Genomic DNA, 19,049 nt, shown 5'->3' on the forward strand with positions numbered 1-19,049 from the left:
TATTTTTAATTGTCGTTTATTACTAACGAGAGCCAACAATGGGATTTGAACCCATGACCTCTTCCTTACCAAGGAAGTGCTCTACCCCTGAGCTACGTCGGCTAATTTTTAAGCTTGCAGTTTTGAGTTTGCAGTTACCAGTTAAATAACTGCCCACTGTGAACTGGCCACTGCCAACTGTAACTGAGCGGAAGAAGAGGTTCGAACTCTCGACCTATAGCTTGGAAGGCTATCGCTCTACCAACTGAGCTACTTCCGCTTTTTTAATTATCGAGGGATTGATTTACTGAATTATTGAATTGATCTGTTTAAACATTCATTCAATAATTCAGACCTTCAACAATTAAACCCTGTGGGGGGAGAAGGATTCGAACCTTCGTAGCTCGCGCAACGGATTTACAGTCCGTCCCATTTGACCGCTCTGGTATCCCCCCATTGTTTAATTCCGGATTCGACATTCGAAATAAACAGAGCCTCCTATCGGGATCGAACCAATGACCTACTGATTACAAGTCAGTCGCTCTACCAGCTGAGCTAAGGAGGCGTATTTTCGTCTGCTTTCGCTTATTCTTCATACCCCCGCGTTAACGGGTTCATTAGCTTTGCTACAGAGATTTGTCGCTTTTATCCTGGCCCGTGGTTTCAAAAAATACTGAATGCCACAGACTTAAATTACAGGCTTAAAAATTTTATTTTAAAGAACCACCCTTTTCATCAAAAATTTAAGGCTTATACACCTTTCCGAAAGGGACTGCAAATTTACACATTTTTATAGCCGGACAAAATTATTTTTACAAAAAAAATCGACAGGGTGTTTGCCCTGTCGATTTCCGCGATTTTCACTAATTCGTTTTATTAATATTCTTCGTTTTCAGCCAGTAAAGCTGCTTTTTTTGAAGTTTCGGCAACTACTGCCTTCTTTTGTTTATGCTTTTCAATTTGCTTGCGCAAGCATTCAACCGCCAGGTCGGTACCCTCTTCAAACGTCTTGCATTGCTCTTTTGCGAATAATTGTACGCCCGGTAACATCAGTTTTATTTCCGTTATCTTATTTGCTACATCTTCTACATTTTCTAATTTTAAATAAACCTCGCCACTAATGATCTTGTCGTAAAACTGATCAAGCTTATTGGCTTTCTTCTGAATAAAATCTAACAACTTTTTGTCTGCATTGAAACGGATAGACTGCACTGTAATTTTCATGTTTCCTCCTTGGTTATGCCTTTGGATGGGCTTGTTTATAAATAGACTTTAATCGCTCAACGGAATTATGGGTGTAAACCTGCGTGGCGCTTAAATTGGCGTGGCCTAAAAGCTCTTTGATCGCATTAAGGTCAGCACCGCGATTTAACAGGCTTGTTGCAAAGGTATGCCGCAGCACATGCGGACTTTTTTTATCCTGGGTTGATATGTAGGAGAGATACCTTTGCACTATTAAATAAATGAACTTTGGGTAAGCCTCAGTTCCTTTATTTGTAACGATCAGCGTTAAAGAATTGTTATGAAAATTTTCACTTTTCTTTAACTCGCTATACCGCACCAGTAACTGCTTCAATTCCTGATTAATAGGAATGATACGCTCTTTGTTGCGCTTACCCAAAACCTTGATTGTACCGTTGTGAAAGTCGACACCCTCTTCCTTCAGACCCACTAATTCGGCCAAACGGATACCCGTACCGAAAAGAATTTCAATGATCAGCTTGTCCCGCACACCTTCAAACTTATCGCCAAAGGCAGTGGCATCATTAAGCATGGCGTTCAGTTTTTCATCCTCAACTACAATGGGCAGGTGCTTTACTATTTTTGGCGATTGTACTTTGGAAGCGGGGTTGCCGGTAATAAGGCTTTCGCGTAGCAGAAATTTAAAATATTTACGAAGCGTGGCCAGCTTACGATTGACGGACCGCGCCGTATGATCTTCCATCAAATGTACCATCCAGTTACGGATATGATGATAGGTTACTTCAGAAGGATGAGTTATTTCGGGTGGTGGAGGGGGATCAGTCCTCCCCGGATTATTCAGGAAAGTAAAAAATTGTTCCAGGTCTGACTGGTAAGCGGAAACCGTGTGCGGCGAGTACCTTTTTTCGTATTGAATATATTGAATAAACCGCTCTAAAAACATAAAACTACTTGCACAAACGGAATAATGAATGTACAAATAGTTTTAATATATATTCAAAGAATAATGTAAAATTCTTTTTAAGTCAGAATTAAACGATATCCTGGTTCAAAGTCTGTTTGTAGATGGCATGTTTCACCACGTGGCGACGGGTTACTGATTTCTTTTCGAATGCCTGGCGACTGCGAAGTTCCCTCAAAACACCTGTTTTTTCGAATTTCTTCTTGAAGCGTTTAAGCGCTTTGTCTAATGATTCGCCTTCTTTTACGTTGATAATGATCATATTCCCTGTATACCTCCTTTCATGGGACGACAAAGGTAGGGATAAGATTTTGAAAATTAAAATGATATATTAAAATATCGAACACCGAATATCCAATCATGAATGATGAAGTATATCACTTCGGACTTCCGCGTTCGACTTTCATTATTCGATATTAATCATATTTATTTAATTCCCCCTCAACGCCTCCCTACCAATAACGATCTTCTGTATTTCCGATGTTCCCTCGCCAATCGTACACAATTTGGCATCACGGTAGAACTTTTCAACAGGGAAATCTTTTGTATATCCGTAACCGCCAAATATCTGTACAGCATCGTTGGCTACTTTAACCGCCACTTCAGATGCATAGTATTTGGCCATGGCGGCCTGTTTGGTTACCGGCTGGTGGCGGTTGTTGAGGTCAGCGGCTTGCATCAGCAGCATTTCGGCAGCTTCGATTTCGGTTGCCATATCGGCCAGTTTGAAGGATATCCCCTGGAAATTTGATATAGGCTGGCCAAACTGGTGCCGTTCCTTCGAATAAGCTAGCGCAGCTTCATAAGCGCCCTTGGCAATACCTAACGATAGTGCAGCGATGGATATACGGCCGCCGTCCAATACCTTCATGGCTTGTTTGAAGCCTTCACCTTCGTTACCCAACAGATTTTCTTTGGGCACACGGCAATTGTCAAATATCATCTCGGCTGTTTCGGACGCACGCATACCCAGCTTATTTTCTTTTTTTCCAGCCGCAAAGCCTGGTGTGCCCCGCTCAACTACTAATGTGGATATACCTTTTGAGTCGCCCTTCTCCCCTGTCCGTACCATTACCACGGCAATATCACCCGACTTGCCGTGCGTTATCCAGTTTTTAGCGCCGTTAATAACGTAATGGTCGCCGTCCAAAACAGCAGTGGTTGTCATGCGCATGGCATCCGAGCCGGTGTTTGCTTCGGTTAGTCCCCACGCTCCAAGGTATTCAACCGTAGCCAGTTTCGGCAGCCATTTCTTCTTCTGATCTTCATTACCAAAAGCCAATATATGCCCGGTGCATAACGAATTATGCGCCGCTAATGACAGGCCTATCGACCCGCAAACTTTAGCAACTTCTTGTATCACGGTCACATACTCAAGGTAACCAAATCCCGAGCCGCAGTATTCTGTGGGTACAACCACGCTCATCATGCCCAGTGCGCCTAACTGTTTGAATATTTCCAACGGGAAATGCTGCGCCTCGTCCCATTCCATTATATGTGGTTTAATGTGCTTTTCCGCAAAATCCCTGGTCATCCGGCCAACCATTTGCTGGTCTTCGGAAACAGAAAAATCAAAACCGTTAAAGCTTTCGGCGCTATTTGTCATAAAGTTTATATTGATGGCCGCAATTTAATTAAAATCAATTACTATGCATGCATAGTAAAATTTATTTCATTTTATCCTTTTATCAAATTTTCACCGTTACTACCGGTATAAGACTTACTTTTGCCCAAAATATCCGCCGGATGGCCAAAACGCTACTTTCTACCCTTCTTTTATTATTTACATTATCCTGTTTCGGCCAAAAAAACTACACCATAAGCGGCACCATAAAAGATGCATCAACCGGCGAACAACTGATAGGCGCTACCGTTAGAATAAAAGAGCTGCCGCAAAGCGGCACCATTACCAACGGGTATGGCTTTTATTCTATTTATGCGCCCGAAGGTGAATATACCTTATTATTTACTTATACAGGCTACCAGGCTATTGAAAAGCAGGTTTCATTACACCAGAATCAGAATATCAACATCGCGCTACCACTTAATAACAGCTTACAGGAGGTTGTGATCCGCGCCGACAGGCCTAATAACGATAACATAGCTTCGCCGCAAATGGGCACTGAAAAGCTGGATATGGCCCAGATAAACCAGGTACCGGTATTGCTTGGCGAAAAGGACCTTTTAAAAACACTTTCCCTGCTGCCGGGTGTAAAAACTACGGTTGAAGGCAATACAGGCTTTTATGTTCGCGGTGGCGGCTCCGATCAAAACCTGATATTACTGGATGAAGCGACTGTGTATAATGCTTCGCATTTCTTCGGCTTCTTTTCAACCTTCAACTCCGACGCGGTGAAAGATGTTACCTTATATAAAGGTGGTATGCCCGCCGAATTTGGCGGCCGTTTGTCGTCCGTATTGGACATCAAAATGAACGAGGGCAACAATAAGGACTACACTGTTCAGGGAGGACTTGGGCTAATATCATCCCGTATCAAGGTAGAAGGGCCAATTGTAAAAGGCAAAGGGTCGTTCATGGTCAGCGCCAGGCGCACCTATATAGACTTTTTTTTACGGGCCTCTTCTGATTCAACCATCAGCGGCAGTTCCATTTATTTCTACGACCTGAACGCCAAAGCCAATTACCATTTTGACAATAAGAATGTTATTTACATCTCCGGATATTTTGGAAAAGATGTGCTCGCATTAAAAAACACCTTTGGTACCAACTGGGGAAATTCCACGGGCACTGTTCGCTTCAACCATCTTTTTAACGACCGCCTGTTCTCAAACACATCGCTGGTATTCAGCAATTATAATTATGTGATACAAAGTTTTCTGAGCGATAATGAGTTCAAAGCAACCTCGCAGATAACCGATGTAAACCTGAAAGAAGATCTCTCCTATTCTATGGGCGATAATCATACCCTTAAATTTGGTTTTAATATCCTGCACCATGATATTTCGCCGGGCGATATAACTGCTTCGCAATCCTCCAGCTTTAACAATGTAAGTACCGAAAAACGCTATGGCTATGAAAACGCGCTTTATGTGAGCGATGAATGGAAAGCGGGCAATAAATTCACCTTATTGTATGGCCTGCGTTTAAGCGGCTTATTCCTGCAGGGGCCTGGCACCTTTAAAACCTATGATGCTGCAGGCAATGTTACCGATTCGGCCCGATATGCTTCCGGGGCGTTGGTAAAAAGCTATTTAAATCTCGAGCCGCGCGTTTCGGCAAGTTATATGCTGGACGACCAGAACTCACTCAAGTTTTCCTACAATCGCAATACGCAAAACATCCACTTGCTTAGTAACTCGACCAGTAACACACCCACTGATTTGTATGTAATGAGCAGCAATAACATCAAACCTGAGATAGCCGATCAGCTTTCGACAGGATGGTTCCGTAATTTTAAGGATAATGCCTATGAGTTTTCGGCCGAGATCTATTACAAATGGCTGCAAAACCAGATAGACTATAAAGACGGGGCACAGCTGTTAGTAAACCAGGATGTGGAATCGCAATTGGTGTACGGTTCGGGCAGGGCTTACGGTATCGAACTGTTCCTGAAAAAGAAATACGGTCGCTTTAATGGATGGATAGGTTATACTTTATCCCGCACCGAAAACAAGTTTGCCGCGATTAACAATGGCCGCTACTTCCCGGCCACGCAGGACCGGACGCACGACCTGTCGGTGGTAGGCATTTATAAATTGAATAAAAGATGGACCTTCTCAGCTGACTTCGTTTACGGAACTGGCAACGCAGTTACATTTCCAACCGGGAAATATAACGTCGGCGGGCTAACCACCTATTCCTATTCGGAACGCAATGGTTACCGAATGCCATCCAATAACCGGCTGGATATCGGTGCAACGCTTGAAGGGAAACCGCACAAAAAGTATCATTCGAGCTGGACATTTGGTATCTATAATGTTTATGCACACCGTAACCCGTATATCATTACTTTCCAGGATAGTAAAAAAATACCAAACACAACCGAGGCGGAAGAGACAAGCATTTTTGCAACACGGATACCATCGGTTACCTGGAACTTTAAATTTTGAAACAGGCGTATGAAAAGTTGTCTTAGATATTGTTTCTTCTTCACTCTTATCCTGCTGATCGCCGCTTCATGCAAAAAAGTGATCAACCTTAACCTGGGCAATAAAACGGGCGAACTGGTGATAGAAGCAAACATTACCGATCAACCCGGCCGGCAATTTGTAAAGCTTAGCCGCAACGTGCCTTTTACCAATACCAACACCTATCCTGCAGTAACCGGTGCAACAGTTTCGATAACCGATGATGCGGGTGAGCAATACCAACTGACAGAGGATACTGCCGGCACTTATGCAGTAAATTCCCTAACGGGCATATACGGGCATACCTATCACTTGTCGGTTACTATAGCTGGGAAGACTTATACCGCCAGTTCCACAATGCCGCAACTGGTCAACCTGGATTCGTTAACATTCAGGGAGAATATTTTTGATACGAAGAATAACAAGAAGATGGCAAGGATCCATTTCCAGGACCCTCCGGACATTGCCAATCAATATCGCGTGGCGATGTATGTAAACGGGGTGCAGGTTAAGGCTGTTTTTGCGTTCGACGATCAATTTATAAACGGGAAATATGCCGACCTTGACCTGCAGGAAAATGATATTGATGTTTTCCCGGGTGATACCGTGAAAGTGGAAATGCAATGTATTGACAGGCCTGTATATCTGTATTGGTTTACACTCGCACAGCAACAGGCTAATAACCCGGGCGGGCAGGTAGCTCCGGCAAATCCGCCCACTAATATCACACCCTCAACCCTTGGGTATTTTAGTGCACATACCACACAAAGCATCACCAAAGTAGTTCAGTAAATCTTACTTTATTTCTTTTTTGTTAATCCTTCGTAGTACTTTTTGACAGGTGCAAATGGACCATATTTGTGCTGAGTTTCTGAAAAAAGATGCTCGGCATAGGGTCCAAAGGGGTAGTCATAAGGTTTGGTAGCAAGTTTGGGCCAATCGCCGGTAATGTTTTTAAAAGGCCGGGGCCTCGAATTAACAAAGGCCGCCACATCCCAGGCTTCCGCATCGGTAAGCTGTCTTTTTTTGTAGTTAGCACCAAAAGGCATGTTATCCTTTACGTAACCGGCAAATTTTGAAAGCCGGTAAATACTTGCGCCTATATTATAACTATGCTTGCCCCAAACAGGGGGGTAAACGTACGCGTTACCGGCGGAATTTAATTTACCTTCCCCATCTGCTCCATGGCACCGCTGACATTTAGAAATATATACCCGTTTTCCCTCCACAGTATCGGCAGCGCGGCTTAAAAAAAACGGTTCATCTATACCCGAACCTATTGGCTTGGTTCTCTTCTTTACATTTTTTCCTACCCATTTAAGGTAAGCTGCAAAAGCCTTCATTTCGACGCTGTTGCTGTCTATCTTTTGTCCGTCCAGGCTTCGCTCAAAACAGTCTTCCACCTTCTTTACAATTGTTTCCGTCGTTCCGCTTCTTTCTTTGAATCTTGGATAGCCCGCAGCTACAAGCGAGAAATTGTTGCCAAACGGTTTTGTCCCCGCACTAAGGTGACAGTTTTGGCAGTTCAAGCCATTACTTTTATGTGCTATTACACCTTTTGGACCGAAATAATACGACGTGTTTACCACGAGCGCACGCCCGTATTTGATCAGTTTCGCCTGCTCATCGCCTGGAAGCTGTTTAACATCCGGGGCTATCCAACGCGGTCTATCCGGCGAAGACAATATTATTTTGTTTATGACATTTTCGTTATGCCGGCAAGCGGCGAAACCCAACAAAAGAGCACCTGCTGCAACTGCTGTTTTCAAATTTGATTTTGAAGGCATATAGGAATAATAAAGACAAAAAACCGGAAACCTGAAAGAATAAGCATACCGCCTCTTAAAAGTTTCCGGTAATTTCAATTCGCCATTTACCCTGCAAAACAATAGGTGCAACCATGTTCCTGCGCCCTGCCAACGGCCCAAACTCCCGATGGCATGGGTTGTATCCCGGGCAACAGGCCTGCAAGCCACTCTTTTTTAACATCGGCCGGGTCTTGTTTCGAGCCCATTGCCACCACTGCGCTGTGAACGGTAATGGCCATGTCGCAAACACAGAACATCACACCGCTTGCCTGCAATTCGTTTATTCCTATCTCTACCGGTCCTACTCCCGGTACTTTGAATGTACCGGGCTTGGGCTGCCAAAAGGGATTGGCTGTTAGCGGTTTTTTTGTGGACTCATCATTTATCTTAAACATCTCGCCAAACTTATATTTTGCCCAAAGGTCGTTCCCCATAGCGTAAGGTATGGCATTGTGCCGCAGGACAACCACCACACTGCAATCGCTTTCAGGCGTCCCCGTCGCCCTGTTGGTCACCAGAAATATTTTTGGCCAGGCAAATGGCATTATCCCGTTCGGTTGTGTAGCGTCAAAAACTATCCTGTGTTTGCCTTTTATCTTACCAAACCATTCATCTGCGTCAGAATTACTGCTGTTGGAAAGTTCTGCCGCCGAAGCGGCAAGCGGACTGGCAAGAATGCCTGTACCTAATACAGCCGCACCCGTAGCGAATTGTTTCAAAAAACTACGGCGTTCATTTAACCCGGTTTGATCATTCGTTTTCATAACTTAAAGTTTATGTGACAGAAATATTGGTTTTATTCGATCGTGATGATAGCAGATAGTAGGTAAATGCCTATATAAATTTATAGATAAGCAATTGATTTAATGAAATTTAAAACAATTATTTAAATGTACGATCTTAATAATCCGCCAGCACGACAATATTATTTGAAATAGGCGCTATCCTTTCTTTCCCATTCAGAAAACCCAAGCCAACTACAAAAGCAAAGCCTGAAACTATTCCGCCCATTTCCTGTATCAGTTCGCTGGCTGCCGTCACTGTGCCGCCGGTGGCCAGCAGGTCATCATGTATCAGGACATGCTGCCCCGGCTCGAATGCATCTGTATGCATTTCGATAATAGCCGTGCCATATTCCAATTTATAAGCTTTTTGTTTAATAGTGTAAGGCAGCTTCCCTGCTTTACGTACCGGTATAAATGGTACTCTCAATTTGCAGGCAAGGGAAAGGCCGAACAAAAAACCACGGCTTTCTACGCCTGCTATTACATCAATGCGCGTGCCTTTCAATTTTTCCACAAAAGCATCGAGCACTCTATCGCATAACACCGGGTCTTTCAGTATCGGGGTGATATCTTTGAAAACGATGCCCGGCTTCGGAAAATCGGGTATATCGCGAATGGCTTCTTTTATTTGCTGTTCAATCATTTAAAGCTTATATAGGGTTTTATTTTCTTTAAAATTTCTTCATTTAAAATGGCGATGTTGCGCATGTCATCTATCGACTGGTAGTCGCCGTGCTGTTCCCGAAATTGGATAATGGCATTCATCTGCTTAAAGCTGAGGTATGGGAACCGTTTTAGCCCGTCAAAGTTAACTTTATTGATCTTTATCTTCCTGATTAGCGAAGCATCAACTATTACCTGTGCCTGCAATCCGGCATATTTTTCCGAGTCGAGCCCAAAAACCTCCTTCAGTTGTTCCTTTTTATAAAATCCGCCCAGGTGTTCTCGATAACTAATGATGCGGCGGGCAAAGGAAGGCCCGATACCGGTGAGCTCGGTTAATTTTGCTGAATCGGCGGTATTTAACTCTATGACTACTCCGGGTGCTGTTTTTTTATAGGCGTTGGTTTTGGTGTCATTAACTATCGGGCTTGTTTTTTCGAGCGTGGCAACAGCTTTATCAAACTCCTTCCCATCTATTGCGTTATCTTTGCGAAAAGATTGCAGGACGAAAGGAGCTGCAAGTACAAGGGCGATGAGGATCACCAGCATAACCATGCCGTTCCATTCCTTTTTTGTTACGGAAAGATAATTTTTGATTCGCGTTATCACCTGCGGATTTATTTAACAGTAAATTAATATAAATTTTAGGATATTTATTCGATAAACCGGTTTTACCATACAAAGATAAATGAAGATAATAACCACCGAAGAATTTGCAAAGGCTACCAGGCTTGATAAGCTAAAAATGCCCGGCCTGGCCGCTTTGCTAATGGAGGTGATGAAAATAAACCAGGTAAACAAATTGTTTGCCCAGGCCCAGCCTGCCGAAGGCCCTGAATTTGTCGACGCCATTCTGAAAGGCTGCGGAGTTGAGATAGAATTTGACGAGCGTGAACTGAAAAACATTCCTGCCACCGGCAGTTTTATCGCGATAGCCAATCATCCTTACGGCGGCATCGAAGGGATGGTATTGCTGAAAGTATTGTGTATGGCCCGGCCCGACTCTAAGATTATGGCCAACTTCCTGCTCAAAAAAATACCTAACCTGAGCGATTATTTTGTAGCGGTAAATCCATTTGAGAATATAGAGCATTCGTCCAGCATAAGCGGATTAAAAAACACCCTGGAACTGCTGGCCGGAGGCACACCAATAGGCATATTCCCGGCAGGTGAAGTATCGACATTCAAGGTAGATAAGCAGCAGGTTACCGACCGGATGTGGCACCCGGTGGTGGGAAAGATCATTGCTAAAGCCAAAGTGCCGGTGGTGCCCATTTATTTTCATGGTAATAATGGCCTGCTTTTCAATTTGCTGAGTATGATCCATCCAAGCCTGCGTACTGCCAAGCTACCGTCGGAGTTATTCAACAAACATGGGCATACCATTAAGCTGCGCATCGGGAAACCCATCAATATAGAGGAAATAGCCGATAAGTATAATAGTAACGACCTGCTGAATTTTCTGCGTGCGAAAACTTACGCCCTGGGCACCGGATTGGATGGCGAAAAGAAAATATTCAATCCCCGCAACCTGTTTAAGATCAAAAAGCAGCCTGAAGATATTGTCGCGGAAATAAGTACCGAGATATTAGAAAAAGAGGTAGCGCCATTGCGGGAAAACTACCGGGTGTGGGTCGAGAAAAATTACGAGGTATTTATTACACCAACATCTTCCATTCCAAATGTGATCCGCGAGATCGGACGGTTGCGCGAGGTAACTTTTCGCGAAATTGGCGAAGGCACCAACAAAAGCGTCGACCTGGACGAGTACGATATTTACTACCATCACCTTTTTATATGGGACACGGAAGCTAAAAAAATAGTTGGCGCTTACCGGATAGGGCTTGGCGACGAGATATTTTACAGTCTCGGTAAAAAAGGTTTTTACGTTACCGAACTGTTCAAGATAAAGGAACAATTTACACCAGTGCTTAGAAAGAGCCTGGAACTGGGGCGTTCATTCATCCGCAAGGAATACCAGCAAAAACCATTGCCACTTTTCCTGCTTTGGAAGGGCATTCTGAAATACCTGATCGATAACCCGCGCTATCGTTACCTTATCGGCCCGGTAAGTATCAGCAATACGTTCTCCAAATTTTCCAAATCGCTAATAGTCGATTATATCAACCGCAATCATTTTGATCATGAGATGGCTCAATTTGTCCGGCCCCGGAAAAAATTCAAAGTCGATTTTGCCAGTATCGACACCGATGTATTGATGGCTGGCGAAGACAGCTTTAAAGGGTTGGATAATATGATATCGGACATTGAGACGCAAAGCATGAAAGTACCGGTATTGCTGCGGCAATATATCGCCTTGAATGCCAAGATCATCTGTTTTAATATTGACCCTAAATTTGCCGACTGCCTGGACGGTTTCCTGGTACTCGATTTGCAAAAAGTTCCACAAGATATACTGGATAAGTTGGGCAAGAATTTGTAGCTAACCGGATACATCTGAAAAAGGAAAAGCGGCTTACGCCGCTTTCAATCAAACCAATTAATTGTTATTCAAACTATTTATTTTTCGCGCCCGAGTGCTTTAATATTTTAGCCTCAACATAGAATATGATCTCTTCAGCAATATTCTTCGACTGATCGCCGATACGCTCCAGCTTACGGATGATAGAAAGCATGAACAGATACTCGTTCAAACCCGAAATATCAGCCTTAACCAGTTCTCCAATAGTATTAGTTGCATTCCTGTTTACCGCATCCAGCGTTTCGTCGCGTTTAAAAATACTGCGGGCCATTGCAGTGTCCTCATTTTCAAACGCCGTTCGGGTGTCGATAACAATATTAATTGCCTCGTCGTACATGCGAATGATCGACGTACTTTCCAGCGCACTTTTATTAAAATTCACGGGCGATTCAATTACATACTTTGCAACGCCGGCAGCAATATCGCCAATACGTTCCAGGTTCGTGTTGATCTTAAGCGCAGCAAGCAAAAACCGAAGGTCGATGGCTACCGGGCAATGCAGAGCAAAAATATTTTCACAATCACGGTCTATTTTCAACTCGAACGAGTTTACACGTTTTTCCTTTACCAAAACCTCGCGGGCCAGGTCCTTGTCAAAGTTTACCATCGACTCCCTGGCCTTGCTCAATTGTGATTGAACAAGCAGCCACATATTACTCAGCTCTTTTTTAAGTGATGTTATTTCGGTTTCTATTGGTGTCATATCTTTTTAATTCAAAGGTTAAAAATCAAAGGTCAGAAGGCCGGCTTAACTAAACCTGCCGGTTATATAATTCTGAGTGCGCTGATCTTTCGGATTAGTGAACATGATCTTGGTATCGTCAAACTCAACCAGCTCGCCCAGGTAGAAGAACGCAGTGCGGTCGCTTACGCGTGCGGCCTGCTGCATATTGTGCGTTACAATGATCAGCGTATAATTCGCCTTCAATTCGTGGAACAATTGTTCGACACTTGAGGTAGATATAGGGTCGAGCGCCGAGGTAGGTTCATCAAAAAGGATCACTTCGGGCTGCATAGCAATGGCACGCGCGATACATAAACGTTGCTGCTGCCCTCCTGAAAGAAAAGTGCCCTTTTTATGCAACGAATCCTTAACCTCTTTCCACAATGCGGCACTGGTCAGTGATTTTTCAACTATTACATCCTTGTCTGCCTTTGACAGCTTGATACCGTTGAGCAAATACCCGGCTATGACATTTTCATATATACTCAGGTTTGGGAACGGGTTGGGCCGCTGAAAAACCATCCCTATTTTATAACGAACATAAATAACATTCATTTTATAAACATCCTCGCCGTCAAGCTTCATAACTCCTTCGGCCCTTGCGTTGGGAATAAGCTCATGCATACGGTTGATACAGCGCAAAAAGGTGGTTTTACCGCAGCCGGACGGGCCCATCATGGCTACGACCTCATTCCTGTTTATTTTGATACTCACGTTCTTTATAGCGTGACTATCGCCATAATAAGCATTTATATTTTCTGCGCTTACAATTGTACTTTCCATTTCCTGGTGGTCACTTTTGTGATTATGTTTAAAACTAATACGAATACTAATAAAATAAATGAGGCTCCCCATGCCAGGTTGTGCCAGTCGTCGTAAGGACTGGTAGCGTAGGTAAATATTACGTGGGGCAGGCTTTCCATCGGTTTAGTAACCGATGTAGATAAATAAGGATTGCCAAAGGCGGTAAACAGCAACGGGGCTGTTTCGCCGACAACACGCGCCACAGACAGCATAACACCAGACATTATCCCCGAAAAACCGCAGGGAACAACAACTTTCAGAATCACCCGGTGGTAGGGTACGCCTAATGACAGGGCGGCCTCCTTTAATGAGTCAGGCAGTAATTTTAGTGTTTCTTCCGTCGACCTGATGACGATCGGCAGCATCATGATTGACAGGGCGACACTACCTGAAATGGCCGAAAATGTCCCAAGGGGTTTTACAACCCAGAAATATACTACAATACCCACTACGATAGAAGGAACGCCTTGTAATATATCCACACAAAGTCCGCAATAATAGGCAAGCTTGCTTTTACGGTTCTCGGCCAGGTAAATGCCCGCCAGGATACCTACGGGAATCGCTATAACAGCCGCCATAATAACCATTAAAAAGCTGCCTACAAAGGCATTTGCTATACCGCCGCCCGGCTCGCCAACAGGCGCAGGAACGTGTGTTAAAAAGTGCCAGTTAACCTGCGTTATACCCTGTTTAATGATGAACAAAAGTATGACTATCAGGGGCACGGTAATGAGGAAAGCTAAAAAGGTGATCACTCCTTTAAACAGCAGGCTTTTGGTGTTTCTTAATCCGATTCTCGCTTCCATAATCAATTTTGATTAAATCGTGTAATGATACGTTTTCCGATCAGGTTGATCACCACTGTTACAAGAAACAATACCAGGCCTAACTCTATCAATGCGGACAGGTATTCGGTATGGTCAGCTTCGGTAAACTCATTGGCGATAACGCTGGCCATTGTATTGCCCGGGCCAAAAAGTATTTCCTTAAAAGAGTGCCCCAATGCGCTTGTATTACCGATGAGCATGGTAACCGCCATTGTTTCGCCCAACGCCCTGCCCAATGAAAGCAGCACACCTGCAAACAGACCGGTACGTGTGTAGGGCATGATGACGCTCCGGATAACTTCAAACCGTGTTGCACCCAACGCGTAAGCACCTTCTTTCAATGGCGATGGAACCATCCTGATCAACGTTATGCCGAGCGACGCTGCGTAAGGAATGATCATCACGGCTAATATAAGCGACGAAGTCAAAATGCCGATGCCGTATGGCGCTATGTGCCATTTTATTTCAAAAGTGCGTATAACCGGAACTAAGACAAATAACCCCCAAAAGCCATAGATAATGGATGGCACTGCAGCTATCAGTTCGACAGTATTCTTCAGCAGGTTAGACAGCCAGCCCTTGGGATTATATTCGCCGAGATAAATGGCGATGGCATAAGAGAACGGCACGGATAGTATAAGGGCTATAAATGAAGTAAGTAATGTGCCAATTAAAAATGGGTACGCCCCGTAAACATTTCCAACCGGGTCCCAAACTTTCCCCCATAAAAACCCTATTCCTAAAGTCTTGATGGTAGGCCACGATTTAACAATAAGTGTTATAAGCACGCCGATTACGATGAGCACCAGGATAGCGCTCATCACTTTCAATATTCGCTTAAATGTAGTTTCCCATTTAAGCTGGGCATTGGAGAGGTTTAATCTTTTGTTTTCCACTAATTACCGGGTTTAGTTCACCTGTTTTAAACAAAGTTAAAAGCAGAAAGCTAAAAGCGATGATATTGTTCATGCTTTTGGCTTTCCGCTCTTAATTTTTTAAGCTATTAGCTTACAATATTGGCTTGCCGTCGTAAGTCGCTGATTTCAATATCGTTTCAGCAACTTTAACTGCAGCTTTTGAAAGCGGTGCGTAGTTCAATGGAGCGCACTCAGCCTGTCCCTGGTGAATATTATACCAAAGTAATTTTAACAAAGCCGTAGCGCGTTCTTTTGAACGGCCGTTATAGTTTTGTTCTTTATAGATCATAGCCCAGGTAAAGCCTGCAATTGGATAACCTTTAGGGTTGTCGGTATTGGTGAAAGATACTTTCGCATCGGCCGGGATAGCTACGTTAGCAGCAAAAGTGGTGGCCTCAATGGTTGGAGGAATATATTTTCCACTCTTGTTCTGGATGTTGGCGTAAGTCATATTATTTTGTTTAGCATAAGCTAACTCAACATAAGTGATACCACCCGGAGTCTGCTTAACCAAACCAGCAACACCTTCGCTGCCTTTTGCGCCTAAACCGGCTGGCCAGTTAACTGCAGCCGCTTTACCAACTTTACTTGCCCATTCAGGATTAACTTTGGTCAGGAAATCGGTAAAGATAAAGGATGTACCGCTGCCGTCCGAACGGTGAATAACTACGATTGGCATGTCGGGAATATTCACGCCAGGGTTAGCATCCTTTACTTCGCGGCTATTCCAGTTAGTGATCTTGCCAAGGAAAATATCAGCCAGATCTTTACCGCTCAAATTTAAGTGAGCTGAAACACCAGGTACGTTATATGTAACCACTACAGCGCCCGATGTCATAGGGATATGCAGAACCGGCGCACCCATTTTAGCCGTTTGGTCAGCATTCAAAGGAGCATCTGAATCACCAAAATCAACTGTTTTGTTGGTTAGCTGCAGTATACCGCCGCCTGAACCAATAGACTGGTAATTTACCTTAGAGGCGGTGTACTTTGAAAATATTTTGGAGAACAATGGGTACACAAATGTGCTGCCAGCTCCTAATAGTGTGTTATCCTGCGCCTTAACTGATAGGGTCGAAGCTGCAAGGACTGCAACTGCCAGGGTCAAACTTTTGATTACTTTCATGATTTGATTTATTTATTGTTTTTCGAATTGTTTGCTTTCAATTATTTACCGAAAGTGAAATAGGCAGTAAGCCTGTAAGTTAGGTCGTAGCCATATTTTGCTGCGCCTGTTACGTTAGCCTGCTGGTTTTTGTATCCATCATACCAAACGTTTGGCATAAAGTGTACGTTTTTGTAAGGGGTAAAATCCAGACCTGCAGTGAAGAAATTCTCTTTGGTGTTTGGGTCATAATTCCCTACACGACCTGCATAAGTTACATAGGCAACATTATCATATTTGGTGTCAGGGTTGTAATTATCATAGCGAACAAAGAAACCTACTTTGTCTTTCACGATAGGGCCGCGTGCATACAACGAAATTGCATTCGCTCTCTGGTCAACAACAGTTTTGTTGCCACCGGCATCAGTAGCTGTAGCGCCGTTTTTCAGCAAATTGGTGAAGGCTTCAACACCTACGGTTAATTTAGGAGTCGTGTAAGCAATATATCCTTTGATCATGCTGCGCGAATATTCTGGGGCAGCAGCGGTATTGAATCCTAATTTTTCGTAATCGGCATACAAGTCGATCATTAATTTCTGATTGAAAAATTTGGCCCAAATGTCACCATAGAACCATTTGAACTGATCATTCTCAGGCTTCGCGCTGGTACCGTTTGCTATCAGCACGTTATAGCCATAGTTTTTAGTTGCGGGATCAAATACACCCTGCAGGCCTGCGCCAAGATCGTACGATGGCGTACGGCGTATATCAGCAACAGTCCTTTCGATTGAACGGTAAGCCCAAACTTTTTCCGACAATAGCGGGAAAGCCGGGGTAGCCTGCTGACCAATAACAAGGTCGGTACCTTTCCAGATGTTTTTAATACGCAGATCTAATAATTTGATGTAGAAAGAGTATTTACCATCCACTAATTGGTCGCCTGAACCCGATGCAGGTGCATTACCAAAGTTTGCAGCATTGTCTTCAGCGGCTAACAATACTTCGGCCGAGAATTTTTTGGTGATATCATAGTCATACCCTAAGTAGATACGACGGAACTGGAAAGCATTCCTATCGGCAGGCACATTAGTGTACTGGTTTGAACCGCCACGGTTTAACGGATCGGAATGGCCTTTGTAATAGTAGTCGCCAAAAGCGTAACCCCACAACCTGCGTACAGGTTTCCATGAGGTGTCTTCAGCAGGTTTAGGAGTTGCTTTTACTTCCGGAGCCTCTGTTGCGGCCTCCTGTTTTGCTTCCTTCGATTTGGTATCTGCTGATGCCAAAGTTGTTTGTGCTTTGCCATTAAAACCCGCTATCATAAGGGACATAAATAGCGCGGACCCGGCAAATTGTGTAAAGATTCTTTTCATGTTGGGTGAGGTTAAATTAAATTTCGGGTCAAAAGTGCGCACGGCGTATTACCTCAATGTTAAGGGAGAATTAACATTTAGTAATATTACGACAACATTAAATTCAACAAAACTGGCCCAACATGAAACTGAAAATGCTTTAAACTTATAGTTAATTATTACATAAGATACTATTAATCAAATTTTTATAACAATTGTTAATAAACCCTGCCGGGTAACAATAACTTAACATTGAAATACTACCGGCTTGCTATGGCAATGCCCGGCTTAATTTCGTCGTTGGCATTAGTGATAATCAGACTGCCTGGTTTAAGGTCGCCAAACACCTCGGTTGAGTCGTGTGTAGTTAATCCTTCTTTAATATCCGCGTAAGCTGTTTTACCTTTATGAACAGTAATAACGTACTGGCGCTCCGTGGAGCGGACGATAGCGGTATTAGGCACCAATATGGATTTGGCGCCAGACCGCATAGGTATATGCACTTCAGCATACATTCCAGGCTTAAGCATTCCATTTTTGTTGGTGACATCTATTTCTACAGCTTCCTGGTGCATCGTACTAAGGGCATTGGCCGACCGGCTTATCTTCGCCATGTGTTGCTGACCTGGCATTGCATTGAATGTAAAGCTTACGGATTCATTCAGATCAACTTTATCTACATAATCTTCAGGAATATACACTTCAAGACGTAATTTATTGATGTCTTGCAGAATCAGCATAGGCTGGTCTGTCGATTTGCCCGGCGATACCAATGCACCGGGCGATACATTCCGTTCGATGATCATTCCATCGAAAGGGGCATATACGTTCAGATAGCCGCTCATTGTCCGTACCGCCGCCACATTTGAACGCTCGGAATTGGCCATTGCATCATCCGCCTTCATCCGCGATAAAGCATTATCAATGTCCAGCTGCGATACAGATCCGGGAACAGCGGCTGCCTGCTTAAGGCGCTCGTATTTCTCCTTACTGGCCACGGCATTTTCCTGTGCCTGTAAATAGCGCGCATTAGCGGCCTGCAATTGCGACTCCATCTCGGGAGCTTCCAGCGTAACCAGCAATTGCCCTTTCTTCACAACCGAGCCCCTATCAACGTATAACGTTTTTACAAAGCCGTTCACCTTTGGAAAAATATTAACCTCGTTGAACGGTTTCAACTGGCCCGGCAAGCGCGCCGAACTGGAAAGGGCCTTTTCCGACACCATACTTGTTTGATACTTGTCGGCCTCCGGTTTCTTTTCGTTAGTAAGGTCTACCGGCTTTTGATTACTTGAACAGGCTGCGAATGTCATACTGATCGCTGCCATTGTGATTAATTTGTATTTCATT

Annotated in this window: 18 protein-coding genes and 4 tRNA genes; 3 read left to right on the top strand and 19 right to left on the bottom strand. The window is 43.8% G+C overall.

Going from position 1 to position 19,049, the window contains the following annotated elements; all coding sequences use genetic code 11:
• Positions 1-30: 30 nt before the first annotated feature.
• The 8 genes from VL525_RS16755 to VL525_RS16790 all read right to left on the bottom strand — a co-directional run bounded on the left by VL525_RS16755 (position 31) and on the right by VL525_RS16790 (position 3,749).
• Positions 31-102: transfer RNA gene (locus tag VL525_RS16755), tRNA-Thr, on the bottom strand.
• A gap of 84 nt (positions 103-186) precedes the next feature.
• Positions 187-259, bottom strand: a tRNA-Gly gene (locus VL525_RS16760).
• A 94-nt stretch (positions 260-353) separates the two neighbouring features.
• A tRNA-Tyr gene (locus VL525_RS16765) sits at positions 354-434 on the bottom strand.
• A gap of 37 nt (positions 435-471) precedes the next feature.
• Positions 472-544, bottom strand: a tRNA-Thr gene (locus tag VL525_RS16770).
• Positions 545-855: 311 nt separating this feature from the next.
• Entirely contained in the window at positions 856-1,203 is a 348-nt protein-coding gene (locus VL525_RS16775) for an HPF/RaiA family ribosome-associated protein (RefSeq protein WP_325388190.1), read from the bottom strand.
• Positions 1,204-1,216: 13 nt separating this feature from the next.
• Positions 1,217-2,125 (bottom strand): tyrosine-type recombinase/integrase, encoded by a 909-nt coding sequence (locus VL525_RS16780; RefSeq protein WP_325388191.1) that lies wholly within the window; start codon positions 2,123-2,125, stop codon positions 1,217-1,219.
• An 88-nt stretch (positions 2,126-2,213) separates the two neighbouring features.
• Positions 2,214-2,405, bottom strand: a complete 192-nt coding sequence (gene rpsU, locus VL525_RS16785) for a 30S ribosomal protein S21 (protein ID WP_325388192.1) — start codon at positions 2,403-2,405, stop codon at positions 2,214-2,216.
• Positions 2,406-2,573: 168 nt separating this feature from the next.
• Positions 2,574-3,749: an acyl-CoA dehydrogenase family protein gene (locus VL525_RS16790; protein WP_325388193.1), complete on the bottom strand. Its 1,176-nt coding sequence runs from the start codon at positions 3,747-3,749 to the stop codon at positions 2,574-2,576.
• Positions 3,750-3,889: 140 nt separating this feature from the next.
• On the opposite strand from VL525_RS16790, the gene VL525_RS16795 reads away from it, so the two are divergent.
• Both VL525_RS16795 and VL525_RS16800 read left to right on the top strand, forming a co-directional pair.
• The gene (locus VL525_RS16795; protein WP_325388194.1) at positions 3,890-6,214 is read left to right on the top strand and encodes a TonB-dependent receptor; all 2,325 of its coding nucleotides are present in this window, start codon (positions 3,890-3,892) and stop codon (positions 6,212-6,214) included.
• Positions 6,215-6,223: 9 nt separating this feature from the next.
• Entirely contained in the window at positions 6,224-7,024 is an 801-nt protein-coding gene (locus tag VL525_RS16800; protein ID WP_325388195.1) for a DUF4249 domain-containing protein, read from the top strand.
• Positions 7,025-7,032: 8 nt separating this feature from the next.
• Here the strand turns inward: VL525_RS16800 and VL525_RS16805 are convergent, their stop codons facing one another.
• From VL525_RS16805 to VL525_RS16820, 4 genes are all read right to left on the bottom strand, one after another.
• On the bottom strand, positions 7,033-8,019 hold the full coding sequence (locus tag VL525_RS16805) for a c-type cytochrome (protein WP_325388196.1): 987 nt from the start codon (positions 8,017-8,019) through the stop codon (positions 7,033-7,035).
• Positions 8,020-8,105: 86 nt separating this feature from the next.
• On the bottom strand, positions 8,106-8,804 hold the full coding sequence (locus tag VL525_RS16810; protein WP_325388197.1) for a twin-arginine translocation signal domain-containing protein: 699 nt from the start codon (positions 8,802-8,804) through the stop codon (positions 8,106-8,108).
• Between the two features lie 136 nt (positions 8,805-8,940).
• Complete coding sequence (locus tag VL525_RS16815) at positions 8,941-9,468, bottom strand: adenine phosphoribosyltransferase (RefSeq protein WP_325388198.1); 528 nt, start codon at positions 9,466-9,468, stop codon at positions 8,941-8,943.
• A complete protein-coding gene (locus VL525_RS16820) occupies positions 9,465-10,097 on the bottom strand; it encodes a ComEA family DNA-binding protein (RefSeq protein WP_325388199.1) in 633 nt (210 codons plus the stop codon). Before VL525_RS16820 ends, VL525_RS16815 begins: the two co-directional genes overlap by 4 nt.
• Before the next feature lie 79 nt (positions 10,098-10,176).
• On the opposite strand from VL525_RS16820, the gene VL525_RS16825 reads away from it, so the two are divergent.
• Positions 10,177-11,931: a lysophospholipid acyltransferase family protein gene (locus VL525_RS16825; protein ID WP_325388200.1), complete on the top strand. Its 1,755-nt coding sequence runs from the start codon at positions 10,177-10,179 to the stop codon at positions 11,929-11,931.
• A gap of 73 nt (positions 11,932-12,004) precedes the next feature.
• Here the strand turns inward: VL525_RS16825 and phoU are convergent, their stop codons facing one another.
• The 7 genes from phoU to VL525_RS16860 form a co-directional block, all read right to left on the bottom strand.
• Entirely contained in the window at positions 12,005-12,673 is a 669-nt protein-coding gene (gene phoU / locus VL525_RS16830; protein ID WP_325388201.1) for a phosphate signaling complex protein PhoU, read from the bottom strand.
• Between the two features lie 45 nt (positions 12,674-12,718).
• Positions 12,719-13,477, bottom strand: a complete 759-nt coding sequence (gene pstB, locus VL525_RS16835) for a phosphate ABC transporter ATP-binding protein PstB (RefSeq protein ID WP_147033959.1) — start codon at positions 13,475-13,477, stop codon at positions 12,719-12,721.
• The gene (gene pstA / locus VL525_RS16840) at positions 13,459-14,304 is read right to left on the bottom strand and encodes a phosphate ABC transporter permease PstA (protein ID WP_325388202.1); all 846 of its coding nucleotides are present in this window, start codon (positions 14,302-14,304) and stop codon (positions 13,459-13,461) included. The genes pstB and pstA overlap by 19 nt, the downstream gene beginning before the upstream one ends.
• 2 nt (positions 14,305-14,306) lie before the next feature.
• Positions 14,307-15,221: a phosphate ABC transporter permease subunit PstC gene (gene pstC / locus VL525_RS16845; protein WP_325388203.1), complete on the bottom strand. Its 915-nt coding sequence runs from the start codon at positions 15,219-15,221 to the stop codon at positions 14,307-14,309.
• Positions 15,222-15,333: 112 nt separating this feature from the next.
• Positions 15,334-16,368 carry a phosphate ABC transporter substrate-binding protein PstS gene (gene pstS, locus VL525_RS16850; RefSeq protein ID WP_325388204.1) on the bottom strand — a complete coding sequence of 345 codons (1,035 nt, stop codon included), beginning with the start codon at positions 16,366-16,368 and terminating at the stop codon, positions 15,334-15,336.
• 41 nt (positions 16,369-16,409) lie between these two features.
• The gene (locus VL525_RS16855) at positions 16,410-17,720 is read right to left on the bottom strand and encodes a hypothetical protein (RefSeq protein WP_325388205.1); all 1,311 of its coding nucleotides are present in this window, start codon (positions 17,718-17,720) and stop codon (positions 16,410-16,412) included.
• Positions 17,721-17,959: 239 nt separating this feature from the next.
• Complete coding sequence (locus VL525_RS16860; protein WP_325388206.1) at positions 17,960-19,048, bottom strand: efflux RND transporter periplasmic adaptor subunit; 1,089 nt, start codon at positions 19,046-19,048, stop codon at positions 17,960-17,962.
• Between the last annotated feature and the right edge of the window lies 1 nt (position 19,049).

Source organism: Mucilaginibacter sp. (genome assembly GCF_035492695.1).
Lineage (GTDB): Bacteria > Bacteroidota > Bacteroidia > Sphingobacteriales > Sphingobacteriaceae > Mucilaginibacter.